Origin of the sequence: Micromonospora sp. WMMD735, assembly GCF_049178995.1 — a bacterium.
In the GTDB taxonomy this organism is placed as follows: domain Bacteria; phylum Actinomycetota; class Actinomycetes; order Mycobacteriales; family Micromonosporaceae; genus Micromonospora; species Micromonospora wenchangensis.
The window spans coordinates 3,358,778-3,383,053 of record NZ_JBMHMJ010000002.1 but is presented as its reverse complement, the minus strand read 5'-3'; the positions used below and the strand labels follow the sequence as shown (position 1 = coordinate 3,383,053).

Genomic DNA, 24,276 nt, shown 5'->3' with positions numbered 1-24,276 from the left:
CGGACTTGTTACTTGACTCTTTAATTCGTTCGCCGTAGGAAGGAAGTGTGACAGACGTGGTGACGCCACCAACGAGCCCGGTGAGCCGGGAGCGGTCGAAGGAGATCAAGCGGCTTTCCGTGATCTCCACCGCCCGCCAGGTCCGGGTGCTCTCCCGGGCCGAGCTGACCGAGCTCACCGGCCTGAGCCCTGCCACGCTCACCCCGCTGGTGCGGGACCTGATCGCCGAGGGTTACCTGATCGAACGCGGTCCGGGCGCCTCCCGGGCCGGTCGGCCCCGGGCGATGCTGGAATTCAACCCCCGCGCCGAACTGGTCGCCGCCGTCTCGCTGGAGCCGTCCCGGATCAGTTGCGAGATCGCCGACAGCGACGGCGCGGTGGTCGCCCACCGCACGGTCCGGCTGACCGGCGACATCGTCGACACCATCTGCCGGTCGGTGCCCGAACTGGCCGGCGACGGGCTGCCGGCGCTGCGCGGGGTGGCCATCGCCGCGCCCGGCGTCATCTCCGGCGGCGCGGTCCGGCTCGCCCCCTCGGTCGGCCAGATCGAGGGCCGCCCGATAGGGGAGTCGGTCCAGCGGACGCTCGGCGTACCCGTGGTGGTGGACAACGACGTCAACCTGATGGCCGCCGGCGAACACGCCGCCGGTGCCGGCACCGACGTCGCCGACCTGCTGCTGCTGCACGTCGCCGACGGCATCGGCGCCGGCCTGGTGCTCGACGGCCAGGTCCGGCGGGGAGCCCGGGGCGCGGCCGGCGAGGTCGGTTTCCTGCCGCTGGACCCGGCCGGCCGGGGGCACGACGGGATCGGCCCGTTCGAGGCCCGCTGGTCGGAGAACGCGATCGCCGAACAGGTGGTCGCACTGGCCCCCGGCCGCCGCCCCGACTCGCCGGTACGCGCGCTGGTCGAGCTGGCCGCCGACGACCCGCGCGCCGCCGGCTACCTCGACGAACTCCTGAACGCCTGGTCCCGGCTCATCGTCTCGTGCGTCTGCGTGATCGACCCGGGGCGGGTGCTGCTCAGTGGGGCCGCCGCCGACCTCGACGACGACGCCATCGGCCGGCTCCAGGACCTGGTCGCCGCCGCCGCGCCCAGCGCCACCGAGGTACGCCGGGCCGTGCTCGGTGACCGCGCGGTGCTGCACGGCGCGGTCAGCTACGCCCTCTCGGCCGCCGCCGCCGGGCTGCCCACCCTGTTACCGGCCCCTTGACCTGCTCGAACCGCTGATTCTTCCGCCCACACCCCTCGGAGGTACCCCATGAGACGTCGACTTCTGCTCGCCGGAGCGCTCGCCACCGTCCTCGCCGCCGGCACCGCCTGCGGCGGCGGCTCGGACGACACCGCCGCCGGTGAGACGGAGAAGCTGACGATCTACACCGCCCGCGACAAGAAGGTCTCCACCTTCGTCGTGGACAAGTTCACCGCCAAGTACCCCGAGTACAAGGGGAAGGTGGAGATCCTCAACCTGGGTGCCCAGGAGATCCTGGAGCGGGTTCGGGCCGAGAAGGCCAACCCGCAGGCCGACGTCTGGTGGGGCGGCACCCAGCAGGGGCTGGCCGCCGGTGCCGGCGAGGACCTGCTCGCCGCCTGGCAGCCCGCGTTCGCCGGCAAGATGGACGCCAAGTACAAGGACGCCGAGGGCCGCTGGTTCGGGGAGATCCTGCTGCCCGAGGTCATCATGTACAACAACAAGGCGCTCACCCCGGAGCAGGCCCCGAAGGACTGGGACGACCTGCTGAAGCCGGAGTGGAAGGACAAGATCGTCATCCGTGACGTGGCCGCCTCGGGCACCATGCGGTCGATCTACGCCGCGATGATCATGCGGCAGTCGCCGGACGGCAGCAACCCGCAGCCCGGCTACGACTGGCTCAAGAAGCTCGACGCCAACACGGGCGCGTACGCGGCCAACCCGGCCGACCTCTACCTCAAGCTCTCCCGCCAGCAGGGCACGCTGAGCGCCTGGAACCTGCAGGACATCCTGCTGCAGGCCAACCAGTCCAACATGCCGTTCGGCTACGTGATGCCGGCCTCCGGCGCCCCGGTGCTGGTCGACGGCCTGGCCGCGGTCAAGGGCGGCAACAGCGCCGGCGCGCAGAAGTTCATCGAGTTCCTCTTCGACGACACGCTGCGCGCCGACCTGGCCAAGGACTACTACCAGATCCCGGCCGTGGAGATCGCCCAGCAGCCGGAGTGGCTGGCCCAGCTCAACCTCAAGCCGCTCGACGTCAACTGGGACATCATCGGCAAGAACGAGACCGAGTGGATCAACCACTGGAACAGCCAGATCAAGAACAAGGGCTGACCGTACGGGTGCCGGGGGCCGTCCCGCCCCCGGCACCGCCCGTCCCGCCACACCGCCCGGCCAGGTCCGGTACCGCAAAGGAGAAGACATCATGATCGATGTCACGCTGGAGTCGGTGAGCAAGCGCTTCGCGCGTGCCGGCGACACCGCTGCCGTCGACGACGTCGACATCAGCATCGCCGCCGGGGAGTTCTTCACCCTGCTCGGGCCGAGCGGCTGCGGCAAGACCACCACCCTGCGGATGGTGGCCGGGTTCTACTTCCCCACCTCGGGGCGGATCAGGTTCGGCACGGAGGACGTCACCCACCGGCCGCCGAACAAGCGCGACACCGGGATGGTGTTCCAGAACTACGCCCTCTTCCCGCACATGTCCGTCGCGCAGAACGTCGCGTACGGGCTGAAGATCCGCAAGGTGGGGCGGGCCGAGTCCGCCCGGCGGATCACCGAGGCCCTCGGCCAGGTGCACCTCGCCGGTTACGGCGACCGCCGGATCGACCAGCTCTCCGGCGGCCAGCAGCAGCGGGTGGCGCTGGCCCGCGCGCTGGTCATCCGGCCGCGTACCCTGCTGCTCGACGAGCCGCTGTCCAACCTCGACGCCAAGCTGCGCGAGGAGACCCGGGTGGAGATCCGGCGCATCCAGCAGGAGGCCGGAACCACCGCCATCTACGTCACCCACGACCAGTCCGAGGCGATGGCGATGTCCGACCGGATCGCCGTGATGGAGTCCGGCCGGGTCCGCCAGATCGGTGCCCCGCAGGAGATCTACCACCGGCCGGCGACCGCCTTCGTGGCCCGGTTCATCGGCCGCAGCAACGTGCTCAGCCTGCCGGTGGTCACCGCCGCCGCCGACACGGTCACCGTGGGCCTGCCCGACGGCAGCGAGACCGCCGTCGCCGCCCCCGCCGACCACGGCCTGCGCGCCGGGGACACCGCCCTGGTCTCGGTACGCCCCGAGCACCTCGGGCTCACCTCGACCACCGAGGCCGGCGCGCTGCCCGGCCGGGTGACCGAGGTGGAGTTCACCGGCATGGCCACCAACCTCGTGGTCGAGGTGGCCGGCGAGCCGGTGCAGGTCGCCGCGATCGACGTCCCGGACGGCATCGCCGTCGGCGACCAGGTCGGCCTGCGCCTCAACCGCCAGCGCATGTGGGTGGTGCGCCCGTGAGCGCGAGGAGTGAGCCGGTTTTGCGAGCCCCGCAGTCGCGAACTGAGGTGACCCCGTGAGCGCGAGGAGTGAGCCGGTTTTGCGAGCCCCGCAGTCGCGAACTGAGGTGACCCCGTGAGTACCATTCCCGCCACGCCGAGCCCGGCCACCGTGCCGCCGGTCACCCAGGACCCCGTCCCGCCGCCGGCAGCCCGGCCCCGGCGCGGCCTCAACGCCAACTCGCCGTGGTTCCCGTACCTGCTGGTCTTCCCGCTGGCGCTGATCCTCTTCGGCTACGTGGTGCAGCCGATGTTCGCCACCTTCGCCGAGAGCGTCGGGGTGGACGGGGTGGCCAACTACACCGAGTTCGTCACCGGCAGCGGGGTCGCCCGGTCGGCGTTGCTCACCTCGCTGGGGATCTCGGCGGCCAGCGTGCTGCTCTGCGGGATCGTCGGGGTGGCGATGGCCTTCCTGCTCAAGCGGTTCTCGTTTCCCGGCCGGCGGCTGATCGAGGCGATCATCCTGGTGCCGGCGGCGCTGCCGCCGCTGATCGGGGCGATCTCGTTCCAGCTGCTCTACAGCGAGACCGGCATCCTGCCGCGCGGTCTGCAACAGCTGTTCGGCACCGAGAACCCGGTGCTGCCGTTCACCGGCATCGCCGGGGTGCTGGTGGTGCACACCTTCACCATGTACCCGTTCTTCTACCTCGCCGCCTCCGCCGCCCTGGTGGGGATGGACCCGTCGGTGGAGGAGGCGGCCTACAACCTGGGCGCGAGCCGGGTCCGGGTGTGGCGCACCGTGCTGCTGCCGATGCTCACCCCGGCGCTGGTCTCGGCGTCGCTGCTGGTCTTCATGACGTCGCTGGCGTCGTACACCGCGCCGTTGCTGTTCGGGGTGGACCGGACGATGACCATGCAGATCTACATCAACCGCACCAACGGCGACCTGCCGATGGCCTCGACCTACGCGTCGGTGCTGGCGGTGGCGTCGGTGCTGTTCCTGCTCGGGATGCGCTGGTACGAGGGGCGGCGCAGCTACCGTTCCCAGTCCAAGGGCGTCGCCTCGCACCGCCGGGAGATCACCAACCCGTTCGGCAAGTGGCTGGCGCTGCTGGCCTCGGTGCTGGCCACCATGGTGCTGCTCGCCCCGGTGGCGACGATCGCCCTGGTCGCCTTCTCCCGGGACGGCTCGTGGACCACCGAGGTGATCCCGTCGGAGTACACCACCGCGAACTTCGTGACGATCTTCTCGGACCCGGGGGCGTACCGGCCGATCCTCAACTCGTTGCAGATGAGCCTGCTCGCCACGGTCGGCTGCGTGGTGGTCGGTGTGCTGATCGCGTACGCGGTGCGCCGGCTCGACTTCCGGGGCCGGGGGCTGCTCGACGTGGCGGTCATGCTGGCCTGGGCGCTGCCCGGCACGGTGGTGGCGATCAACCTGATCTCGGCGTTCAGCACGGGCAACGCGTTCAGCTTCGGCCAGGTGCTGATCGGCACGTTCTGGATCATGCCGCTGGCGTACTTCGTGCGGTTCCTGCCGCTGGTGTTCCGGTCGAGTTCGGCGACGCTGGCCCAGATCGACCCGTCGCTGGAGGAGGCCGCCCGTAACCTCGGCGCGCCCTGGTGGCGGGCGTTCGGCACGGTCACCCTGCGGCTGATGCTGCCCGGTGTGCTGGCCGGCGCGCTGCTCGCGTTCGTCAACGGGGTGGGTGAGTTCGTCGCCTCGGTGCTGATCTACACCTCGGAGACGGCACCCATCTCGGTCGAGATCAACAACCGGATGTACTCGTTCGAGGTCGGCACCGCCGCCGCGTACGGCATGCTCCAGGTGGTGTTGATCTTCGTGGTGATGGTGTTCTCCGGCCGCCTGCAGAACGGCGGCCGGGCCACCCGGGAGGCGGCGAAGTGGACGGCGTGACCTGGCCGGCAGGTGGCGGGCTGCTGCCCGCCACCCGGATTCCCGGCGGTGAGCTGGCCGCCGTAGCGGCGGCGGCCGACTACGCGGTGCTGCCCGTCGGCGCCGTCGAGTGGCACGGCCCGCACCTGCCGCTCGGCACCGACCTGATCCTCGCCGAGGGCTTCGCCGCCGAGGCCGGCGGCTCGTCGGGCGGGGTCGCCGAGGCCGGCGGCTCGTCGGGCGGGGTCGCCGAGGCCGGCGGCGCGTCGGGCGGGGTCGCCGAGGCCGGCGGCGCTGTCGACCCGGCCGCCGGGTCCGCGTCGGCCGCCGGCTCCCCGGGGGATACGACCACCGGCTTCCCCGGGCCGCGCGGGGTGCTCTTCCCGGCGGTGCCGTACGCGGCCTGCCCGGGGCAGACCCGGCCCTGGCCGGGCACGGTGTCGATCCGGCCGGAGATCGCCGTCGGCTACCTGGCCGACGTGATCGAGGGGATCGTCGCCGCCGGTTTCCCCCGGCTGCTGATCGTCAATGGCCACGACGCCAACATGTCCACCGTGCGGGCCGCGATGGAGTGGGTCTCCGGCCGGCGCACCGCCAGCCTGCTGCTGGTCAACTGGTTCCAGCTGGTCACCCCGGCGGAGACCACCGAGCTGTACGGGCCGCTGACCGCCCGTGGGCACGGCGGCGCGTACGAGACCTCCGGGGTGCTGGGCTTCGATCCCGGCGCGGTCCGCCTCGACGCCGTGGCGGACCTGCCGCCGAAGCCGAAGCTGCCGGTGGGCCACCCGTACGTGCTGGTCGAGTCCCGGCCGGACCCGTGGCAGGGCTGGTCGGGGCACATCTCGCTGGCCTCCGAGGCGGCCGGCCGGCAGGTGCGGGCCACTGCGGGCGCGCGGCTGCGGGAGATCGTCGCCGCCTGGGTGGCCGCCCCACCGCCCGCCCCACCCACCGCCGACCCGCTGCCGACGCCCGACGGCCCGGCCCCGGCGGCGGGTGACCCGGCGGTCGGGCCGACCCCGACGGCGGCGGACGGGGCGACCGGGGGAGACCGATGAGCGTGGACCGGGGACTCGACATCGTCGACTTCCACCTGCACTTCCGGATCGGCACCGACGAGACGATCCACGCCTGCGAGGACGCCGCCGGGATGCACCCGGGCGGGGAACACGAGCGGGCCGTCCGGGCCGCCGGCTCCGCCCCGTACGCGAAGGCCTGGCGGCAGGCGTGGAGCTTCCCCGACCCCGAGCCGCCCGCGCCGCGCTGGCAGGACGAGGCCGACCGGTGGGCCGACGAGCTGCGGGCGGTCGGGGTGCGGCGGGCGGTCTTCGTCACCGGCGGCGGCAACGACACCGTCGCCGACGTGGTCGACCGGCACCCGGACCTGCTGCTCGGCTTCGCCCACCACGACCCGTACTCGCCGGGTGCCGCCGCCGAGCTGGAGCGGGCGGTGACCGGACGGGGCCTGCGCGGGCTGAAGCTGTTCGCCCCGCTGCTGCGCGGCCCGCTGGACCACGCCGACCTGGACCCGCTCTGGTCCACCGCCCAGCGTCTCGGCGTGCCGGTGCTGATCCACATCGGCCACTACGGCAGCGCCGGTGGCCTCTCCTTCGGCAGGTACGGCGGCCCCGACGAGCTGGCCCGGATGGCCCGCCGCTTCCCCGAGCTGGCCGTCGTGGTGCCGCACTTCGGCGTCCAGCACGTGCAGGACCTGCTCTTCGCCGCCTGGGGCTGCCCCAACATCCACGTCGACACGTCCGGCTCCAACCAGTGGGTGCGCTGGATGCCGTACAGGCTGACGCTGGAGGACCTGTTCCGCCGCTGCTACGAGACGATCGGCCCGCAGCGCATCGTGTACGGCAGCGACTCGTCGTGGTTTCCGCGCGGCTACGTCACCCGCTACCTCGACGACCAGCTGCGGGTCTGCCGTGAGCTGGGGATGCCCGACGACCACCTCCGCGCGATCTTCGCCGGTAACGCCGAACGGCTGCTGGGCCTGACCGACCGACCAGCCGAGAACCCGGGACCCGGCCCCCACACCGCGTCCCGGCCCGGAAGGAAGTAAGGAACCGCCATGAGCGAGCTGACCACCTACCAGCGGCACCACCTGGCCCCGACCTACGAGCACCACGTCGGCCACCTGTACCCGGCGATGGTGCGCGCCAGCCAGGCGCACGTGGTGATGCTGACCGAGCAGGGCCTCATCCCGGCCGAGCGGGGGGCTCGGCTGCTGCGCGGGCTGGCCACGCTGCGCGCCGACGGCAAGCCCGCCCCGGCGTTCGACGGCAGCTTCGAGGACACCTACTACCTGCTGGAGAAGACCCTCGCGCAGGCGTGCGGCCTGCCCGCGTCCGAACTGGACGTGCAGATGGCGCGCAGCCGCAACGACCTGGACGCCGGGGTGTTCCGGATGCTCCTGCGCGACCAGCTGCTCGGGGTGCTGGAGAGGGTGCTGGCCACCGGAACGACCGCGCTGGACGTCGCCGACCGGTACGCCGACGTGGTGATCACCGGTTACACCCACCGCCGGCCCGCCCAGCCCACCACCATCGGGCACGCGCTGGCCGGTTACGCCGAGGCGCTGGCCGGTGAGGCCGTCGCGTACGCCGACGTGATCGACCAGCTCAACGTCTCGCCGCTGGGCTCCTGCGCGTTCGCCGGCACCGACCTGGACATCGCCCCGGCCCGGGTGGCCGAGCTGCTCGGCTTCGACGGCCTGGTGACCAACTCCTACGAGGCGGTCGCCGGGGCCGACCACCTGGTCCGGGTGGGCACCCTCAACGCGCAGGCCCTGGCCACCGGCGCCCGGCTCGCCCGAACCCTGATGGACTGGCTGACCTGGCAGTGGGTGGCCACCCCCGGCGACTTCACCCAGGGCAGCAGCATCATGCCGCAGAAGCGCAACCCGGTGGTGCTGGAGCACCTGGTGTCGATGGCCGGCGCGAGCGCCGCCGACGCCGCGTCGGTGCTCAACAACGTCGGGGCGGCCTGGTGGGAGGATTCCAACAACGCCACCACCGACGTGCAGGTCCGGCTCTGGGACAGCAACGACCGGGCGGAACGGTTCTTCGCCCTGGTCGGCGGCTTCCTCGCCGAGCTGGAGCCGCTGCACCCGCCGACCCGGGAGGAGATCGTCGCGTCCGGCGCGACCACCACCGCGGCGGCCGACGCGCTGACCCGGCACGGGGTGCCGTTCCGGGCCGCCCACTCGGTCGTCGGCCGGCTGGTGCGCGCGGGCGCGCCGGACAGCTGGACCGCCGACGGGGTCCGGACCGCCGCCGCCGGGTTGGTCGACGGGCTCACCGACGACGCCGTGGCCGACCTGATCGCCGCCGCCGTCGACCCCGAGCTGGTGCTCGCCCGGGCGCAGGTGGACGGGCCGGGTGCCGCCGCCGTCCGTGCCCAGGTCGGCATCCTGCGGGGCACGTTCGACGGCGTCGCCGACCGGCTCGCCGCGACCCGGGACCGGCTGGCCCGCGCCGACGAGGCGCTGGACACGGTCGCCGCCGAGGTGGCCGGCCGGTGAGCGCGTCGATCCGACGATCCGGTTCCGGTCCGGCCCGGCTGTGCGGCGGGGCACCGTCGCGACCGTGGTCGACGGTGGTGACCGGGCGGTGGACCAGGTGAGCATGCGACTGGCCGGCCGGGCCGTCGCCGGCACCCGCACCGACGAACTGCTGCTGGGCATCGACTTCGGCGGAACGAAGATGGCCGTCGGGGTGGCCGACGGCACCGGCCGGTTGCTGGCCCACCGGCGGATCGCCACGCACGCCGAGCGGGGTGCCCCGCAGGCGTTGGACCGGGCGCTGGAACTGGCGGCCACGCTGGTCGCCGAGGTCGGCGGGCCGCTGGTGGCGGCCGGGGTGGCCTCGCCCGGGGTGGTCCGCCCCGACGGCATCGACCTGGCCCCGAACGTACCCGGCTGGGAACGGTTGCGCCTGGCCGACGCCGTCTCCGACGCCCTCGGGGTGACCCGGGTGGCGGTGGACAACGACCTGAACGCCGCCGCCCTGGCCGAGCTGCGGCTCGGTGCGCTGCGCGACGCCGACCCCGGCCTGGTGGTGGGGATCGGCACCGGCGTGGCGGCGGCGGTCACCGTCGGCGGCCGGGTCCTCGCCGGGCACCGGGGCGCGGCCGGCGAGATCGGGTACGCGGTGGCCGGCGGCCCGTGGCCCGGCACCATGCTGGAGCTGGACTTCTCCGGCCGGGCGCTGGACCGGTTGGCCGACGAGCTGGGGGTGGCCGGGCACGCGGCCGGGCTGGCCGCCGCGGCCGAGCTGCCCGGTGCGGCCCGTGACGCGCTCACCGCCCGGGTCGACGAGCTGGCCCGGCACCTGGTCACCTGCTGCCTGCTGCTCGATCCGCAGCGGGTGGTGCTGGTGGGCGGGGTGGCCGGCAGCGCGCTGATCCGGGGACTGCTGGTCGACCGGCTGGCCGAGGTGCTCCCGCACCGTCCCGACGTGGTGCTGTCCCGGTTCGCCGACGACGCGGCGCTGCTGGGCGCGGTCACCCTCGCCCGGGAAGCGGTGCCGGCACCCCGCTGACCTGACGATCCGTGCGTCCGGGCCGTGAGGGGCGGACCGGTCGAACCGGGTGTCCGGCCCGCGAAGGGGGCGGGCCGGACACCCGGTGCGTCACTTCGGCAGGTTGGCGCTCGACTTCGCCAGCTGGTACGCCGGCAGCATCGCCTCGAACTCCTCGGTGTCCAGGCCGTCGAGGGTGATCATCAACTTGCCGTACAGGGTGGACACCAGGATCGCCCGGTTGGGTTCGCCGTCCTCGGTCCAGGTGGCCTCGAAGGCGTCCAGCGGGCCGGCCTTGGTCCGCCGGTACTGCTGCTCCTTCGGACCGTCGAACGCGGCGAGATACTTGTCCACCGTGTCCTGCGGGTTCAGCGGCGTGCCCCCGGTGATCTGCCAGACCCGCAGGAAGCCGATGTTCCCGGCCGGCTTCGCGTCGATCTCGCACAGCGGCACCGCCGGGCCGAGTTGGAAGTCGGCCCCGCCCTTCACCGCCTTGGCCTTCCACTTCGCCGGCACCGAGAAGGTCATCGACAGCGTGCAGGCGCTGCCCTTCGGGCCGACCGTGGTGGCGGCGGCGGCCGGGGCGACGTCGTCGTACCACGGTGGGCCGGCGACGACCGGCGAGGCGGTGGGGCTGCTCGACGGCGCGGGCGTCGTCGCCCGCTCCGTGGTGTCACCGGCGCAGCCGGCGGTGAGGGTGAGGGTGAGCGCGGCCAGTGCGGTCGTACGTCGGATCATCGTCCCGTTTCCCCGTTGGAGTTCCCGCCGTCGGTTGCGGCGGCCGACGGATGCTAGCCGACGGGTGGCCGGCCCTGCTGACCGTTTGCGGCGACCAAGCCCATGATCTCCGCGGTTCCGCCGGCTGCTCGCAGCCCGACCACGCTGGACGCCGACGGCCCGGCACCCCGAGGGGGCCGGGCCGTCAGGCTGCTGCTGCCGTCAGGGGCGGGTGAAGACCAGGGCGACGTTGTGACCGCCGAATCCGAACGAGTTGTTCAGCGCGGCGGGCACGTCCAGGTGGCGGACCTTGTTCGCGGCCACGTCCATGTCGAGACCGTCGTCCGGGTCGTCCAGGTTGATCGTCGGCGGGATGACGCCGTCGCGGATGGTCAGGATGGTGGCGATCGACTCCAACGCGCCGGCCGCGCCGAGCAGGTGCCCGGTCATCGACTTGGTGGCGGTCAGCACCGGGTGGTCGCCGAGCGCCCGGTGCAGCGCCTTGATCTCGGCGAGGTCACCCACCGGGGTCGAGGTGGCGTGGGCGTTGACGTGCACGATGTCGGCCTTGGCCACGTCCGCGTCGGCGATGGCCTTGGCGATGGCCCGGATCGCGCCGGCCCCCTCCGGGTGCGGCTGCACGATGTCGTACCCGTCGGAGGTGATGCCGGCGCCGGCGAGTCGGGCGTAGACGTGCGCACCCCGGGCGGCGGCGTGGTCGGCCCGTTCCAGCACCAGGATGCCGGCGCCCTCGCCGAGGACGAAGCCATCGCGGCCCTTGTCCCACGGGCGGGAGGCCTGTTCCGGCTCGTCGTTGCGGGTCGACATGGCCCGCATGGAGCTGAACCCGGCGATCGGCAGCGGGTGGATGACCGCCTCGGTGCCGCCGGCCACCACCACGTCGGCCCGCCCGGACCGGATCATGTCCAGGCCGAGTGCGATCGCCTCCGCGCCGGTCGCGCAGGCGCTCGCCACCGAGTGCACCCCGGCCTGCGCGCCCAGCTCCAGCCCCACCCAGGCGGCGGGACCGTTGGGCATCAGCATCGGGATGGTGTGCGGGGAGACCCGGCGCGGGCCGGACGCCTCCAGGATGTCGTCCTGCGCGAGCAGGGTCAGGGCGCCACCGATGCCGGAGCCGACGCTGGCACCCAACCGCTCCGGGTCCAGCCCGGAGTCGGCGAGCCCCGAGTCCGCCCAGGCCTGCTGGGCCGCGATCAGCGCGATCGCCTCGGAACGGTCCAGCCGGCGCAGCTTGACCCGGTCCAGCACCTCGCTCGGTTCGACCGCGAGCTGGGCGGCGATCCGGACCGGGAGCTGGCCGGCCCACTCCTGGGTGAGCGGACCCACCCCGGAGTGGCCGGCGAGCATGGCGTCCCAGGTCGACGCGACGTCCCCGCCCAGCGGGGTGGTCGCGCCGAGCCCGGTGACGACGACGTCGACGTGACTCATCTCAGGACTGCGCCTCGATGAAGCTGACGGCGTCCCCGACGGTCTTCAGGTTCTGCACCTCGTTGTCCGGGATCTTGACGCCGAACTTCTCCTCGGCGGCGACCACGACCTCCACCATGGAGAGCGAGTCGACGTCGAGGTCGTCGGTGAAGGACTTCCCCTCGGCCACGTCGTCCGGGTTCACCCCGGCGACCTCTTCGAGGATCTCGGCGAGGCCGGAGGTGATCTCGTCACGGGTCATTACGGTGGGTTCCTCTCATCGGGGTTGGTTCTCCGCCGGATGGCGGCGCGCCGCGGTCGCCGACCGCGTCGGGTCTTCAGGGGCAGCGGACGACCTGACCGGCGTAGGTCAGCCCGCCGCCGAAGCCGAACAGCAGCACCGGCGCGCCCGAGGGCACCTCCCGGCGCTCGACCAGCTTGGACAGGGCCAGCGGCACGCTCGCCGCCGAGGTGTTGCCGGATTCGACGATGTCCTTGGCGATGATCGCCTGCGGGATGTTGAGCCGCTTGGCGATGCCGTCGATGATCCGCGAGTTGGCCTGGTGCGGCACGAACGCGGCCAGCTCGGACGGGTCGACACCGGCCTTCTCGCACGCCTGCAGCGCCAGCGGGGCCAGCGCGGTGGTGGCCCAGCGGAACACCGACTGCCCCTCCTGCGCGATGTACGGCCGCCAGCCCTCGATGCGTACCGCGTCGCTCTTGTCCGGCGCGGAACCCCACACCACCGGACCGATCCCGGTCGGCTCGTCGCCGGTGGTGGCGGTGACCACCGCCGCGCCCGCGCCGTCGGCGAAGATGATGCAGGTCGAACGGTCGGTCCAGTCGGTGAAGTCGGAGAGCTTCTCGGCGCCGATGACCAGCGCGTTGCGGGACGCGCCGGCCCGGATGGCGTGGTCGACGGTGCCCAGCGCGTACGCGAAGCCGGAGCAGGCGGTGTTCAGGTCGAACGCGCCCGGGGCGGTGATGCCCAGCTTGGCGGCGACCCGGCAGGCCACGTTCGGGCTGCGGTCGATCGAGGTGCAGGTGGCCACGACGACGAGGTCGATGTCGGCGGCGGTGAGGCCCGAGTTGGCAAGGGCCTTGTCGGCGGCGGCGGTGGCCATGTCGGCGACCGTCTCGCCGTCGGCGATGCGCCGGCTGGCGATGCCGACCCGGTCCCTGATCCACTCGTCGTTGGTGTCGACGAACTGGGCGATGTCGTTGTTGGTCACCACCCGGGAGGGTTGGTAGTGCCCGAGGGCGACGATCCGACTGCCGCTCATGCCTGGCCTCCGATGCGGGCGATGGGTCGGCCCGGCGCGACCGGGTCGGCGGGGTGGGCGAGCCACTCGGTGAGCGGGCCGCTGTCGTGGGCGGTGACCTCGACCGGTCCCTGCCGGGTGGTCACCTGGCCGAGCACCTGACCGGCGCTCAGTTCGGCGCCCTCGGCGAGGCCCTCGGCGGGGGTGAAGGTGCCGACGGCGGGGGCGACGACCACCCGGGCGCGGGGGGTCGGGCGGTGACCGGGCGGGCCGCTGTGCCGGGCGATGAGGTCGCGGGCGGCGGGCAGGTCGGCGGGGGTGTTCAGGGTGACGATCTCCGGCACGCCGGTGGCCTTGAGTTCCCGCTTGACCAGCCCGGCGAGGGTGCCGGCCGGGGGGAGTTCGAGCACTCCGGTGACCCCCAGCTCGACGAGCGTCCGCATGCACAGGTCCCAGCGCACCGGGGCGGTGACCTGCCGGACCAGCCGGTGCACCAGCTCCCGGCCGTGCGCCACCGCGGCGCCGTCGAGGTCGGAGAGCAGGAGCCGGGCCGGGGTGGACGGGGTGATCCCGGCGGCGACGGCGGCCAGCGCCTGCTCGGCGGGACCCATGTACGGGGTGTGGAACGCCCCGGCGACCTGGAGCCGGACGATCCGGGCCTTCGCCGGCGGTTCGGCGGCGAGCTTGTCCAGGGCGTCGAGCGTGCCGGCGGCGACCACCTGACCGCCACCGTTGCGGTTGGCCGGGTGCAGCCCGTGGGTCTCCAGGGCGGCGAGCACCTCGTCCGGGTCGCCGCCGAGCACGGCGGCCATCCCGGTGGGGGCGAGCGCGCAGGCGGCGGCCATCTCCCGGCCGCGTACCCCGGCGAGGGTGATCGCGGTCTCGGCGGAGAACACCCCGGCCAGCGCGGCGGCGGCCAGTTCGCCGACGCTGTGCCCGGCGACCAGGTTCACGTCGTGCAGGGGAAGCTGCTCGGCCGCGATCAGGGCCGAGGCCACCAGCAGCGGCTGGGTGCGGGCCGTGTCCCTGATCTCGTCGGCGTCGGCCTCGGTGCCGAGCCGGACCAGGTCGACCCCGGCCGGCACGGACCACCAGCGCAGCCGTGACTCGACGCCGGGCAGGGCGAGCCACGGTGTCAGGAAGCCGGGCTTCTGGGAACCCTGGCCTGGAGAGAGGACGGCGAGCACGTCTATGACTCTTCCCGATACCCCGGGGTAAGCGCTGTGCGGGCTGACACCAAACCGCACTAGAACTCTTGGAGGGTTCCTACAAACATCGGCGATGATCGTCGCCTAGCCGCCCTGCTCACCGGTCACCCGGTGTCATTTCTGGCTCGGGCCGGGCGCACCCGCCGGGACGATCGGGTCCAGCCGGCCGACCGTCAGCGCCACCTGGAGCGCGAACGCGTCCCGGGGGGTCAGCGGGGAGAAACCGGTCACCTCGGCGATCCGACGCAGTCGGTAACGCACCGTGTTGGGGTGGACGAACAGGGCACGGGCGGCGCTCTCCAGCGTCCCCCCGGCGGCGAAGAAGGCGTCCAACGTCTCCAGCAGCTCTCCGCCCGCGCGGACCAGGGCGGCGTACACGTCGTGGCGCAGCCTTCGGCGGGCCTCGGCGTCACCGGCGAGGGCCCGTTCGGGCAGCAGGTCGGCCGCCGGCACCGGCCGGGGTGCGGTCGGCCAAGCCGGTGCCGCCCGGTAGCCGGCCAGCGCCGCCCGCGCCGAGTCCGTCGCCTCGTCCAGGCTGGGTACGGCGGGACCGACCACCACCGGACCGTCGCCGAACCCGGGGAGCAGCTTCTCGGTGGCGGCCATCGGATCGGCCGCGCCGCCGAGCACGATGACCAGCCGGTCGCCGTGCACGCCGCCGATCACCTCCACCCCGATCCGGCGGGCGTACCGGTAGACGGTGTGCAGCACGGCGGACACCTCGCCGCCGGGGGAGCGGCCCACCGCCACCGCCACCGGTGGGGCGTCCGCCCAGCCCAGCGCGGCGGCCCGGCTGGCCAGCACGTCGGGGGAGTCCCCGCGCAGCAGGGCGTCGACCAGCAGCGCCTGCAACCGGGCGTCCCAGGAGCCCCGGGACTCGGCGGCGCGGGCGTACACCCGGGCGGCGGCGAAGGCGATCTCCCGGGAGAACCGCAGCACCGCCTCGCGGAGCTGCTGCTCCTCGCCGGGCGCGGCCAGGTGCGACACCTGCTCCTCGACCACGTCGATGGTCACCTTGATCAGCGCCACCGTCTGCTGGAGGCTGATCGACCGGGCCAGGGCCAGCGGCGCGGTGGCGAAGACCTCGTCGGACACCTCCTGGGTGCTGTCGGTGGTGCCACCGCCGGAACCCAGCCACTCGACCAGCGACCGGGCCCCGGCCTGCGCCACCAGCATCACCCAGGAGCGCTGCTCGGCCGGCAGCTCACGGAACCAGGGCAGGCTCTCGTCCATCCGGGCCACGCTGGCCGTGGCCAGCGCCCCCGCCGCCCGTTCGATCCGGCGCAGGGTGGCCGTCAGTTCCCTCCCGTCCGGTTCGCTCACGGCTCCAGCGTGACATGCCCTGAGCAGGGGCTCGACGTCGGCACCCGACGGCCCGCCAGGGGCGGGCCGTCGGGCGTCGGGGCGCAGGTCGGCGGGTGTGCCGGTCAGTTGGTGACGGTGACGTGCACCACCCAGCGCACCTGGGGGGACGGGCAGGGGGTCGGCTGGTGCCGGCAGAGGTTGTCGGTGATGGTGGAGACGTCGACCCGGCCGGGTGCGGTCGCCACGTACCGGGCGATGAGCGGCTGGCCGCTCGGGTAGCCGCCGGTCACCTCGGCCGGCACCACGACCCCGGCGGGGGAGAGCGTCGGGGGCACGTAGTTGCTGGCCAGGCTCACCACGAGCGTGTCACCGACGCGCAGCGTGAGGTCACGCTGGTTGTCGGGCGCGGAGACGACCACCGTCTGCCCGGCGTCGGTCGGCGGCAGCTCGATGACCGCGACCTGCACCTTCCACAGCACGCTCGGCAGGGTGCACGGCGGGGTGGCGTGCTGGCAGGCGTGGTCGGTGCGGGTGGTCAGCTCGGCGGTGCCCGGGGTCACGGCCCGCAGCGTCGCCACGAGCGGCTGCCCGGTCGGGAAGCCGCCGCTGCTCGACACGGGGGTCAGCGCGTTCCCGGTGGTGCTGACCGGTAGGTAGTCGGCCGCCAGGGTCACGCCCAGCGTCTGCCCGACGTACAGGGTCACGGTGCGCTGGTTGTCGACCTCGCGGACGGTGACGTCGGCCCCGGGCGGCGGGCTGGTGGTGGTCGGCGGGACGGCGTCGTTGGTGCAGCTCGGCGTGGGTGCGGTGGTGGGGCCGGCGAGCTGGACGCCGAAGGTGGTCGACGCGCCAGGCGTCAGCACCCCGTTGTACGGCGCGTTGGTCGCGGTCACGGTGCCACCCGCCGCGCTGACCGAGGTGTTCCAGGACGACACGATCCGCTGGCCGTCGGTGAGCGGCCAGGTGACCGTCCACCGGTTGGCGGTCGCCGACGCGGTGTTGGCGACGGTGAAGGTGACGATCTGGCCGCCGCCCGCGCCGCTGCCCCAGTGGGAGTCGACCCGGACCGTGGCGGTGCACCCGCCGGCCGGGGTGGCGGTGGCGGGTGCGCCACCGGCGACCGTGGTCATGCCGAGGGCGACGACGGTGGTGGCGGCGAGGACGCCGCCGGCCGTCAGGACGGACCGCCTGGACGCGATCATGACGATTCCTCCGATCCCCGTCGGAGCTCCGGTCGGGGGCGGCGTCGGGCCGGCCGCCGGCCTGCGAGCCCATGGTTCCGCTCGCACCCTACGACCGCGCAGGGGTCGCGGTCAATATAGACATAAATCTATGTCATGGTGGCGGTGCGGGCAGTGCCAGCTCCTGCGCCAGGATCGCCGCCTGCACCCGGCTGCGCAGCGCCAACTTCGCCAGCACCCGGCTCACGTGGGTCTTGGCGGTGCTCTCCGCCACCGCCAGCCGGTCGGCGATCTCCCGGTTGGACAGGCCCACCCCCAGGCAGGCCAGCACGTCACGCTCCCTGGGGGTCAGCGCGGCCACGGCGGCGCGGTCGGCCGCGTCGACGCCCGGCGCGGTCGCCGCGAACGCCGCGATCAGCCGCCGGGTCAGCGTCGGGGCGATCACCCCCTCGCCCCGGGCCACCGTGCGCACCGCCGTCACCAGACCGGCCGCGTCGGTGTCCTTGAGCAGGAAACCGGCCGCCCCGGCACGCAGCGCGCCGAAGACGTACTCGTCGAGGTCGAAGGTGGTCAGCACCAGCACGTCGGCGGTGCCGGCGGCGACGATCTCCCGGGTCGCCGACACCCCGTCCAGCCGGGGCATCCGGATGTCCAGCACCGCCACGTCGGGGCGCAGCTCCCGGCACAGCCGTACCGCCGTCTCCCCGTCGGCCGCCTCGCCCACCACCTCGATCTCCGGCGCGCCGGCCAGGATCAGCACCAGACCCGCCCGGACCGCCGCCTGGTCGTCGGCCAGCACGACCCGGACCGGAGCGGTCACGTCCGCTCCCCGGCCGGCAGCGTCGCCCGCACCCGCCAGCAGCCGTCCCGGGGGCCGGCGGTGAACCCGCCGTCGAGCAGGGCGACCCGCTCCCGCATCCCGATCAGGCCCGCGCCCCCGGCCGGCAGTGCCGCGCCGTCGGCCGGCCCGCCGGAGCGGACCGGATTCTCCACCGTCACCGCCACCTCCGTCGGCAGGTACGCCACGGTCAGCTCCGCCGTGCCCGTACCGTGGCGCAACGCGTTGGTCAACGACTCCTGCACGATCCGGTACGCCGCCAGGTCGACCCCCACCGGCAGCTCCCGGGGCGACCCCCGCACCGTCGTGCGGACCCGCAGCCCGGCGTCGGCCATCCGGGCCAGCAGCCGGTCCAGCTCGTCCAGCCGGACCCGGGTGGCCTCCTGTACCGGGTCCACGGACGGCTCCCGCAGCAGCCCGACGAGCTGCCGCATCTCGGCCATGCCCTGCACGCTGCTCTCCCGGATCACCCGCAGTGCCGCGTCGATGCGCGGCCGGTCCAGCCCGGGGGCGGCGAGCAGGGCGGTGGCGTGCAGGGCCACCGCGCTGAGCTGGTTCGCCACCACGTCGTGCAGCTCCCGGGCCATCCGGGCCCGCTCGGCCAGCACCGCCTGCCGCCGGTCCAGCTCGACCAGCCGGGCGGTCTGCTCGGCGCGGGCCCGTTCGGTCGCCGCCTGGTCGCGGTACTGCCGCACGCTGATCCCGGTGACCACCGGCAGCACCCCGAGCAGCGCGAACGGCATCCCGACGGCGGCACCCCGCCAGCCCCACCAGAGCAGGCCCACCACCGTGCCGCCGACGCTGAGCCCAACGGTGACCCGCAACAGCCAGCGCCACCACCGGGACGGGCCGTACACGCACGTGTCGTACAACACCTGGGTGTAGATCACCGTGACGCCCACCGACACGCCGAGCGCGGCGTCGGCGAGCACCGCCACCGTGCCCACCACCAGGCCGGTCCGGGTGGCCACCCGGCGCAGCCCGACCGCCACGCTCACCGCCAGCAGCGGCAGCAGGAAGGACACCCGCGGCACGTCCGGCGCCCAGGGGAACTGGGGTTGCAGGCCGACGCCGTAGGCCGCCAGGCCGCCGACCAGGGACAGCCCGGCCAGCGCCAGGTCGCGTCCCGGCCGGCCGGAGCCGACCCAGCCCGGCATCCGCATGGTCCCGATCCCACCACACCCCGGGCCGGTGCCCCTCCCACCTGCGGAGGAGGCCGCCCGGTCGGCCGTCCGCCGAACGGGGTACGCCGGGCCGCGACTCCGCCGAAGGAGGGACCCGGAAGTCGTCCCCGCCGGTGAGGTGACCACCGGCCCGCCCCGGCACGCTGGACCGGAACGGGGAGGTGGACATGCTGCTGGCGGTCATCGTCGGGTGTGAGATCGGATTCTGGGTGCTGCTCGTGGCCGGGCTGGTCGCCCGGTACCCGCTGCGCCGGCCCCGGCTGGGGGCGGCGCTGCTGGTCTGCGTCCCCCTGGTCGATCTGGTGCTGCTGGGCGCGGCAGCGACGGACCTGCGCCGGGGGGCGACCGCGGACGCCACCCACGGCCTGGCCGCCGTCTACCTCGGGTTCTCGGTGGCGTTCGGGCACTCCATGATCCGGTGGGCCGACCAGCGCTTCGCGCACCGTTTCGCGGGCGGCCCGCCGCCGGTGAAACCACCCAGGTACGGCTGGGCGCGGGCCCGCCACGAGTGGCGGGAGTGGGGCAAGGCACTGCTCGGCTGGGCGGTCGCCTGCGCCCTGCTGGCCGCCGCGATCGTCGTCGTCGGTGACGCCGAGCGCACCCGGGAGCTGGCGAACTGGATCCGCACCCTCACCGTCGCGTTGCTGATCTGGCTGGTCGCGTTCCCGGTCTGGGAGACGATCTTCCCGCGTCGCCCGAAGTCCTGACCCCGGGGGTACGCGCTGCACGGCGCGTCGGTGCCGGCCAGTACGGTGGCACTGCTGCGCCGGGGTGTCGTCCCGGCGGGCACGCGAGTGTGAGGAGACCGGATGGCGCACGGGGAGGCCGACCACGGCTGCGCCCAGGGCGAGCCCTGCCGGCCGGGCCACCACGACCAGTCCGGGGCGGCCCGACCGCACCGCCGGCTGGCGACGGAGCAGGTCTGTCGGGCGGCCGAACGGGCCGACGACGAGCTGGCGCTGCCCCGCCAACGGGGCGTCGAGACGGTCGACGGCGCGACATCCCGACCGGCGGCGGTGGAACCCGGTCCGACCGGCCAGCCGGACCCGCCGGCCCGCGCCTGCCGCAGCGACCTGGCCGGGTGGGCCGGCGCGCACCGGCACGGCCCGGTCCGCCCCGGCCGGCGTCGGCAGCGCGTCCAACGCCCGCCACACCGTTGGTGCTGATCACCTGACGGCCCGTCGGCCGTTAGCGTGGGTGACGTGCAGGCGATCGCGATCGACGGGTGGGGCACGGCCGACCGGCTGACCCTGCGGGAACTGCCCGACCCCCCGGTGGGGCCGGACACGGTGCTGGTGCGGGTACGCGCCGCCGGGGTGAACCCGGTCGACGCGAAGATCCGCGACGGGCTGCTGGCCGACGCGATCCCCGCGCACTTCCCCCTGGTGCCCGGCTGGGACGCGGCGGGCGTGGTGGTGGCGGCCGGACCGGCGGTGACCGGGTTCGCCGTCGGCGACGAGGTGATCGGGTACGTCCGCCGCGACCACCTCCAGTACGGCAGCTACGCCGAACTGGTCCCCGCCCCGCAACGCTGCCTGGCGATCCGGCCGTCCCAGGCGTCCTGGGTCGAGGCGGCCGGCCTGCCGCTGGCCGGGTTGACCGCCTACCAGGCGTTGCGTCGGGCCGGCACCGGCGCGGGGGACACCGTGCTGGTGCACGGGGCGTCGGGCGGGGTGGGGCACCTCGCGGTGCAGGTGGCGCGGGCGCTGGGGGCGACCCGGGTGATCGGCACGGCGGGACCGGCCAATCACGACTTCGTCAGGTCGTTGGGTGCCGAACCGGTCGCCCACGGCGACGGCCTGGCCGACCGGCTCCGCGCGCTCGCGCCCGACGGGGTGGACGTGGCGATCGACCTGTTCGGCGGCGCGGCGCTGGACGTCTCGGCGGCGTTGTTGTCCCGGCCGTCCCGGCTGGTCTCCGTCGCCGACCCGGAGCACGTCACCCGGCTCGGCGGCAGCTACCTGTTCGTGGAGCCGTCCACGGCGGATCTGGGGCTGCTGGCCGCGCTGGTCGACGCGGGCCGGCTCACCGTCCACATCGAGCGGGTGCTCCCGCTGGCCCAGGCTGCGGACGCGCACCGCCTGGTCGAGGCCGGGCACGTCCGGGGCAAGGTGGTGCTGGCGGTGTGGTCGGCGGCGGGTACGGCGGCCGACCGGGCACCGGCCTGACCGGTGCCGGTCGGCCCGGCACCGGGGCGCGGTGCACCGGGCCGGACCGGCGGGGCGGAGGCCGGTACCGGTGGCCGGCCCGTGGTCAGCGGGTGCGGCGGCGGACCAGCAGGGCGATGCCCGCCAGGCCGAGCGTGATCACCAACATCACGCCCACGTTGAGCAGCAGCAGCCGCTGGAGTTCGGCGAGCGCGTCGTCGATGTCCCGACCCGGGTTGAGGGCGTCGTCGGCGAGGGCCCGCTCCTCGCCGCCACCCACGCCGCCGCTGACCGTGTCGAGCTGCCGCTCCAGCGGCACCCCGGCGGCGCGCAGCGTCTCGGACATGGTGAGCCGGCCGAGGAACCAGCCGGCGGTGGTCTTGCGCGCGTCGGGCTGCTTGGCCGGCCGGAAGGCCCGGGGGCCGCCCTTGGCCAACGGGTAGAGGTCGAACGTCTGCGTGGGGGCGTCCCCGGCGAGGACCACGATGGTGTACTTCGGACCGAGGTCGGCGGCCTTGGGGCCCTTGGCCTGACCGGTGCGGCCGAACCAACTGACCTGGTCGATGACCGCGACCACGAGGGTCGGGGCGGTGTCGCTGCGCAGCCGTAGCGGTTCGGTCAGTCCCACCCCGGTGATGTCCACCCCGGCGGGTGGCGTCTTCGGTGCGGCCCGGTGCGCCCCGGCCGCCTGCGCCGCCGGCCCGGTGCCGAGCACCACCGCCGCCGCCACGCCCACCGCGACCACTGCCAGCAGCCGCCTCACCCTGTCGACCATCGCCGCCTCCTCGCCCCGTTCGATGGATGGCTGTGCTGCGGGTCACGCGCGGGTCGGTCGGTATCGGTGCGTGACCGGGCAGCGCCGGCCCCACCGCACAGACTTCCTGGAACATCGCTCGGATGCAGCTCTGGGAACAATATGTGGAACTATCTGCGATCCTGGAACGACCAATTTCTCAGCCGCGTGATCAGCGGGCGGATCGTACCTTTGCGGAGGGCTTCATGGGGGGCAGGGTCCCACGGCTGGTGCGGGCGGTGCCAGTGCTCGTCGGCGTGGCGCTCGGCGTGGCGTTGTTGCCGGCGTCGCCGGCGCTGGCACACAACTCGCTGACCGGGAGCAATCCGGCCAACGGGGCCAAGGTCGCCACCGCGCCGGCCGCGGTCGAGCTGCGCTTCCTGGCCAAACTCGATCCTGGCAGGACGAAGATCACAGTGACCGGGCCGGACAACATCCCGGCCGCCGGTGGCGAGCCGACCTTCTCCGGCAGCCGGGTCAGGGTGCCGTTCGCCCCGGGCGCGGCCGGTCTCTACATCGTCGACTATCAATTGCCGTCCAGTGACGGCCATCCCGTCAAGGGGGAGGTGCGGTTCACCCTCACCACCGGCACCGCCGCCGCGCCCCCGTCGCCGTCGGTCACCCCGTCGGTCAGTCCCACCCCGTCGCCGACGCCGAGCAGCGCGGCACCCGGCTCCCCGTCGACCACCCCGGTCGCCGCCGGTGCCGACGACAACGGCCGGGGCTGGCTCTGGGCGGCGGCCGGTGGCCTGGTGCTGCTCGCCGCGCTCGCCGCCGGCCTGTTCCTGCGCCGCCGCTCCACCCGGACCTGACCGGACACCGACGCGGGGCCCGCCGGTCACCGGCGGGCCCCGCGTCGATGTCGTGGTAGGTAGCTAGACCAGGCGGAGCCGGGCGGCGCGCAGCCGGGTCAGGGTGCGCTCCCGACCGAGCACCTCCAGCGACTCGAACAGCGGCAACCCGACGGTACGGCCGGTGACCGCCACCCGGACCGGGGCCTGCGCCTTGCCCAGCTTGAGGCCGCGCTCCGCGCCGACCGCCTCCAGTGTCGACTTCAGCGACTCCGCGTCCCAGGACTCCAGCGCCGTGTAGCCGGCGACGGCCGCGTCGAGCAGGTCGGCCGCCCCCTCCTTCATCGCCTTGGCCCAGGCCGCCTCGTCGATCGACGGCTCGGCGAGGAAGAGGAAGTCGACGTTGGGCACGATCTCGCTGAGCACCGCGATCCGGGTCTGCGCCAGCGGCGCCACCGCGGCGAACGCGTCGGCGTCGAACTCCTCCGGCAGCCACGGCGGCGGGGCGATGGTGCCGGTGCCGGTCAGCCACGGCTGGCAGGCGGCCACGAACTCGTCGACCGGCAGCGCCCGGATGTACTCGCCGTTGAACGCGCGCAGCTTCTTCTCGTCGAAGAAGGCGGGGGAGGGGTTGACCTCGGTCAGCCGGAACTCCTCCTCGATCACCGACCAGGGCACGATCTCCCGGTCGCCCGAGGGCGCCCAGCCGAGCAGCATCAGGTAGTTGCGCATCGCGGCGGCGAGGTAACCCTCGTCCCGGTACGCCTCCAGGGCCACCTTGTCGCGGCGCTTGGAGAGCTTCTGCCGCTTCTCGTTGACCACCACCGGCACGTGCGCCCAGACCGGCGGCTTGACCCCCAGGGCGTCCCAGAGGAGCTGCTGCTTCGGGGTGTTCGGCAGGTGCTCCTCGGCCCGGATCACGTGGGTGATGCCCATCGTCATGTCGTCCACGACGTTGGCGAGCAGGAACACCGCGGAGCCGTCACCGCGGGCGATGACGAAGTCCTCGATCAGCTTGTTCTCGAACGTCGGCTCGCCCCGGATCAGGTCGACCACCACGGTCGCCCCCTCGTCGGGGGTACGGAAGCGCAGCGCCCGCCCCTCACCCGGCGGCAGGCCCCGGTCCCGGCAGAAGCCGTCGTAGCCCTGGTACTGCGAGCCGGTACGGGCCTGCACCGCCTCCCGGGTGCAGTCGCAGTAGTAGGCCCGGCCGGCGTCGTGCAGCCGCTGGGCGGCGGCCCGGTGCTCACCGGCGTACGCCGACTGGAAGTAGGGGCCCTCGTAGGTGTCGCGGGCGATGCCGATCCAGTCCAGCGCGGACAGGATGCCCTCGGTCCACTCGGGCTTGTTGCGGGCGGCGTCGGTGTCCTCGACGCGCAGCACGAACACCCCACCCTGCTGCCTGGCGAAGATCCAGTTCTGCAGCGCCGAGCGGGCGCCGCCGACGTGGAACATACCGGTCGGGGAGGGGGCGAAGCGCACACGTACCGTCACGCCGTCCAGCCTACGGCCGGCCGCGACCGGGTTCGCCGGGGGGCCGGGACGCCGCCACCCGGCCC

The 24,276-nt window shown here is 74.0% G+C and carries 23 protein-coding genes; 12 read left to right on the top strand and 11 right to left on the bottom strand.

Annotated elements, in window-relative coordinates:
- Nucleotides 1–47: 47 nt before the first annotated feature.
- The 8 genes from ACN268_RS14250 to ACN268_RS14215 all read left to right on the top strand — a co-directional run bounded on the left by ACN268_RS14250 (nucleotide 48) and on the right by ACN268_RS14215 (nucleotide 9,884).
- Nucleotides 48–1,211 carry an ROK family protein gene (locus ACN268_RS14250; RefSeq protein ID WP_421483618.1) on the top strand — a complete coding sequence of 388 codons (1,164 nt, stop codon included), beginning with the start codon at nucleotides 48–50 and terminating at the stop codon, nucleotides 1,209–1,211.
- Between the two features lie 48 nt (nucleotides 1,212–1,259).
- A complete protein-coding gene (locus tag ACN268_RS14245) occupies nucleotides 1,260–2,303 on the top strand; it encodes an extracellular solute-binding protein (RefSeq protein ID WP_088644864.1) in 1,044 nt (347 codons plus the stop codon).
- A 91-nt stretch (nucleotides 2,304–2,394) separates the two neighbouring features.
- Nucleotides 2,395–3,468, top strand: coding sequence for an ABC transporter ATP-binding protein (locus ACN268_RS14240; RefSeq protein WP_421483617.1), 1,074 nt, complete (start codon nucleotides 2,395–2,397; stop codon nucleotides 3,466–3,468).
- Between the two features lie 114 nt (nucleotides 3,469–3,582).
- Entirely contained in the window at nucleotides 3,583–5,364 is a 1,782-nt protein-coding gene (locus ACN268_RS14235; protein ID WP_421483616.1) for an ABC transporter permease, read from the top strand.
- Entirely contained in the window at nucleotides 5,361–6,398 is a 1,038-nt protein-coding gene (locus ACN268_RS14230) for a creatininase family protein (protein ID WP_421483615.1), read from the top strand. The genes ACN268_RS14235 and ACN268_RS14230 overlap by 4 nt, the downstream gene beginning before the upstream one ends.
- Nucleotides 6,395–7,405: an amidohydrolase family protein gene (locus tag ACN268_RS14225; RefSeq protein ID WP_421483614.1), complete on the top strand. Its 1,011-nt coding sequence runs from the start codon at nucleotides 6,395–6,397 to the stop codon at nucleotides 7,403–7,405. Before ACN268_RS14230 ends, ACN268_RS14225 begins: the two co-directional genes overlap by 4 nt.
- Before the next feature lie 9 nt (nucleotides 7,406–7,414).
- A complete protein-coding gene (locus ACN268_RS14220; RefSeq protein ID WP_421483613.1) occupies nucleotides 7,415–8,866 on the top strand; it encodes an argininosuccinate lyase in 1,452 nt (483 codons plus the stop codon).
- A gap of 64 nt (nucleotides 8,867–8,930) precedes the next feature.
- Nucleotides 8,931–9,884 carry an ROK family protein gene (locus tag ACN268_RS14215; RefSeq protein WP_421483612.1) on the top strand — a complete coding sequence of 318 codons (954 nt, stop codon included), beginning with the start codon at nucleotides 8,931–8,933 and terminating at the stop codon, nucleotides 9,882–9,884.
- Nucleotides 9,885–9,974: 90 nt separating this feature from the next.
- On the opposite strand, the gene ACN268_RS14210 is transcribed toward ACN268_RS14215, so the two are convergent.
- The 9 genes from ACN268_RS14210 to ACN268_RS14170 all read right to left on the bottom strand — a co-directional run bounded on the left by ACN268_RS14210 (nucleotide 9,975) and on the right by ACN268_RS14170 (nucleotide 18,965).
- Nucleotides 9,975–10,601 (bottom strand): lipoprotein, encoded by a 627-nt coding sequence (locus ACN268_RS14210; RefSeq protein ID WP_421483611.1) that lies wholly within the window; start codon nucleotides 10,599–10,601, stop codon nucleotides 9,975–9,977.
- Nucleotides 10,602–10,802: 201 nt separating this feature from the next.
- Entirely contained in the window at nucleotides 10,803–12,029 is a 1,227-nt protein-coding gene (gene fabF / locus ACN268_RS14205; RefSeq protein ID WP_204926395.1) for a beta-ketoacyl-ACP synthase II, read from the bottom strand.
- 1 nt (nucleotide 12,030) lies between these two features.
- Complete coding sequence (locus ACN268_RS14200; RefSeq protein WP_067313076.1) at nucleotides 12,031–12,270, bottom strand: acyl carrier protein; 240 nt, start codon at nucleotides 12,268–12,270, stop codon at nucleotides 12,031–12,033.
- 76 nt (nucleotides 12,271–12,346) lie between these two features.
- Nucleotides 12,347–13,291, bottom strand: coding sequence for a beta-ketoacyl-ACP synthase III (locus tag ACN268_RS14195; protein ID WP_204926396.1), 945 nt, complete (start codon nucleotides 13,289–13,291; stop codon nucleotides 12,347–12,349).
- On the bottom strand, nucleotides 13,288–14,457 hold the full coding sequence (locus tag ACN268_RS14190; protein WP_421483610.1) for an acyltransferase domain-containing protein: 1,170 nt from the start codon (nucleotides 14,455–14,457) through the stop codon (nucleotides 13,288–13,290). Before ACN268_RS14190 ends, ACN268_RS14195 begins: the two co-directional genes overlap by 4 nt.
- Before the next feature lie 135 nt (nucleotides 14,458–14,592).
- Complete coding sequence (locus ACN268_RS14185; RefSeq protein ID WP_421486890.1) at nucleotides 14,593–15,936, bottom strand: PucR family transcriptional regulator; 1,344 nt, start codon at nucleotides 15,934–15,936, stop codon at nucleotides 14,593–14,595.
- On the bottom strand, nucleotides 15,906–16,985 hold the full coding sequence (locus ACN268_RS14180; protein ID WP_421483609.1) for a cellulose binding domain-containing protein: 1,080 nt from the start codon (nucleotides 16,983–16,985) through the stop codon (nucleotides 15,906–15,908). The genes ACN268_RS14185 and ACN268_RS14180 overlap by 31 nt, the downstream gene beginning before the upstream one ends.
- A 133-nt stretch (nucleotides 16,986–17,118) precedes the next feature.
- Complete coding sequence (locus ACN268_RS14175) at nucleotides 17,119–17,784, bottom strand: response regulator (protein WP_421483608.1); 666 nt, start codon at nucleotides 17,782–17,784, stop codon at nucleotides 17,119–17,121.
- Complete coding sequence (locus tag ACN268_RS14170; protein WP_421483607.1) at nucleotides 17,781–18,965, bottom strand: sensor histidine kinase; 1,185 nt, start codon at nucleotides 18,963–18,965, stop codon at nucleotides 17,781–17,783. The genes ACN268_RS14175 and ACN268_RS14170 overlap by 4 nt, the downstream gene beginning before the upstream one ends.
- 188 nt (nucleotides 18,966–19,153) lie before the next feature.
- Here ACN268_RS14170 and ACN268_RS14165 point away from each other — a divergent pair, with 188 nt between their 5' ends.
- From ACN268_RS14165 to ACN268_RS14155, 3 genes are all read left to right on the top strand, one after another.
- Nucleotides 19,154–19,693 carry a hypothetical protein gene (locus ACN268_RS14165; protein ID WP_421483606.1) on the top strand — a complete coding sequence of 180 codons (540 nt, stop codon included), beginning with the start codon at nucleotides 19,154–19,156 and terminating at the stop codon, nucleotides 19,691–19,693.
- Nucleotides 19,694–19,795: 102 nt separating this feature from the next.
- Nucleotides 19,796–20,152, top strand: coding sequence for a hypothetical protein (locus ACN268_RS14160; protein WP_421483605.1), 357 nt, complete (start codon nucleotides 19,796–19,798; stop codon nucleotides 20,150–20,152).
- 36 nt (nucleotides 20,153–20,188) lie between these two features.
- Nucleotides 20,189–21,154: an NADP-dependent oxidoreductase gene (locus ACN268_RS14155; RefSeq protein ID WP_421483604.1), complete on the top strand. Its 966-nt coding sequence runs from the start codon at nucleotides 20,189–20,191 to the stop codon at nucleotides 21,152–21,154.
- Nucleotides 21,155–21,239: 85 nt separating this feature from the next.
- On the opposite strand, the gene ACN268_RS14150 is transcribed toward ACN268_RS14155, so the two are convergent.
- Entirely contained in the window at nucleotides 21,240–21,908 is a 669-nt protein-coding gene (locus tag ACN268_RS14150; RefSeq protein ID WP_421483603.1) for a hypothetical protein, read from the bottom strand.
- Nucleotides 21,909–22,132: 224 nt separating this feature from the next.
- Here ACN268_RS14150 and ACN268_RS14145 point away from each other — a divergent pair, with 224 nt between their 5' ends.
- Entirely contained in the window at nucleotides 22,133–22,738 is a 606-nt protein-coding gene (locus ACN268_RS14145) for a copper resistance CopC family protein (protein ID WP_421483602.1), read from the top strand.
- Between the two features lie 63 nt (nucleotides 22,739–22,801).
- Here the strand turns inward: ACN268_RS14145 and gltX are convergent, their stop codons facing one another.
- Complete coding sequence (gene gltX / locus ACN268_RS14140) at nucleotides 22,802–24,211, bottom strand: glutamate--tRNA ligase (RefSeq protein ID WP_421483601.1); 1,410 nt, start codon at nucleotides 24,209–24,211, stop codon at nucleotides 22,802–22,804.
- Between the last annotated feature and the right edge of the window lie 65 nt (nucleotides 24,212–24,276).

Bases quoted from the DNA above. Each gene is read 5' to 3' on its own strand.
- ACN268_RS14160 (WP_421483605.1), top strand. From the start codon at position 19,796: ATGGCGCACGGGGAGGCCGACCACGGCTGCGCCCAGGGCGAGCCCTGC.
- ACN268_RS14170 (WP_421483607.1), bottom strand. From the start codon at position 18,965: ATGCGGATGCCGGGCTGGGTCGGCTCCGGCCGGCCGGGACGCGACCTG.
- ACN268_RS14180 (WP_421483609.1), bottom strand. From the start codon at position 16,985: ATGATCGCGTCCAGGCGGTCCGTCCTGACGGCCGGCGGCGTCCTCGCC.
- ACN268_RS14245 (WP_088644864.1), top strand. From the start codon at position 1,260: ATGAGACGTCGACTTCTGCTCGCCGGAGCGCTCGCCACCGTCCTCGCC.
- fabF (WP_204926395.1), bottom strand. From the start codon at position 12,029: ATGAGTCACGTCGACGTCGTCGTCACCGGGCTCGGCGCGACCACCCCG.
- ACN268_RS14240 (WP_421483617.1), top strand. From the start codon at position 2,395: ATGATCGATGTCACGCTGGAGTCGGTGAGCAAGCGCTTCGCGCGTGCC.
- ACN268_RS14210 (WP_421483611.1), bottom strand. From the start codon at position 10,601: ATGATCCGACGTACGACCGCACTGGCCGCGCTCACCCTCACCCTCACC.
- ACN268_RS14200 (WP_067313076.1), bottom strand. From the start codon at position 12,270: ATGACCCGTGACGAGATCACCTCCGGCCTCGCCGAGATCCTCGAAGAG.
- ACN268_RS14145 (WP_421483602.1), top strand. From the start codon at position 22,133: ATGGGGGGCAGGGTCCCACGGCTGGTGCGGGCGGTGCCAGTGCTCGTC.
- ACN268_RS14220 (WP_421483613.1), top strand. From the start codon at position 7,415: ATGAGCGAGCTGACCACCTACCAGCGGCACCACCTGGCCCCGACCTAC.
- ACN268_RS14195 (WP_204926396.1), bottom strand. From the start codon at position 13,291: ATGAGCGGCAGTCGGATCGTCGCCCTCGGGCACTACCAACCCTCCCGG.
- ACN268_RS14225 (WP_421483614.1), top strand. From the start codon at position 6,395: ATGAGCGTGGACCGGGGACTCGACATCGTCGACTTCCACCTGCACTTC.
- ACN268_RS14165 (WP_421483606.1), top strand. From the start codon at position 19,154: ATGCTGCTGGCGGTCATCGTCGGGTGTGAGATCGGATTCTGGGTGCTG.
- ACN268_RS14150 (WP_421483603.1), bottom strand. From the start codon at position 21,908: ATGGTCGACAGGGTGAGGCGGCTGCTGGCAGTGGTCGCGGTGGGCGTG.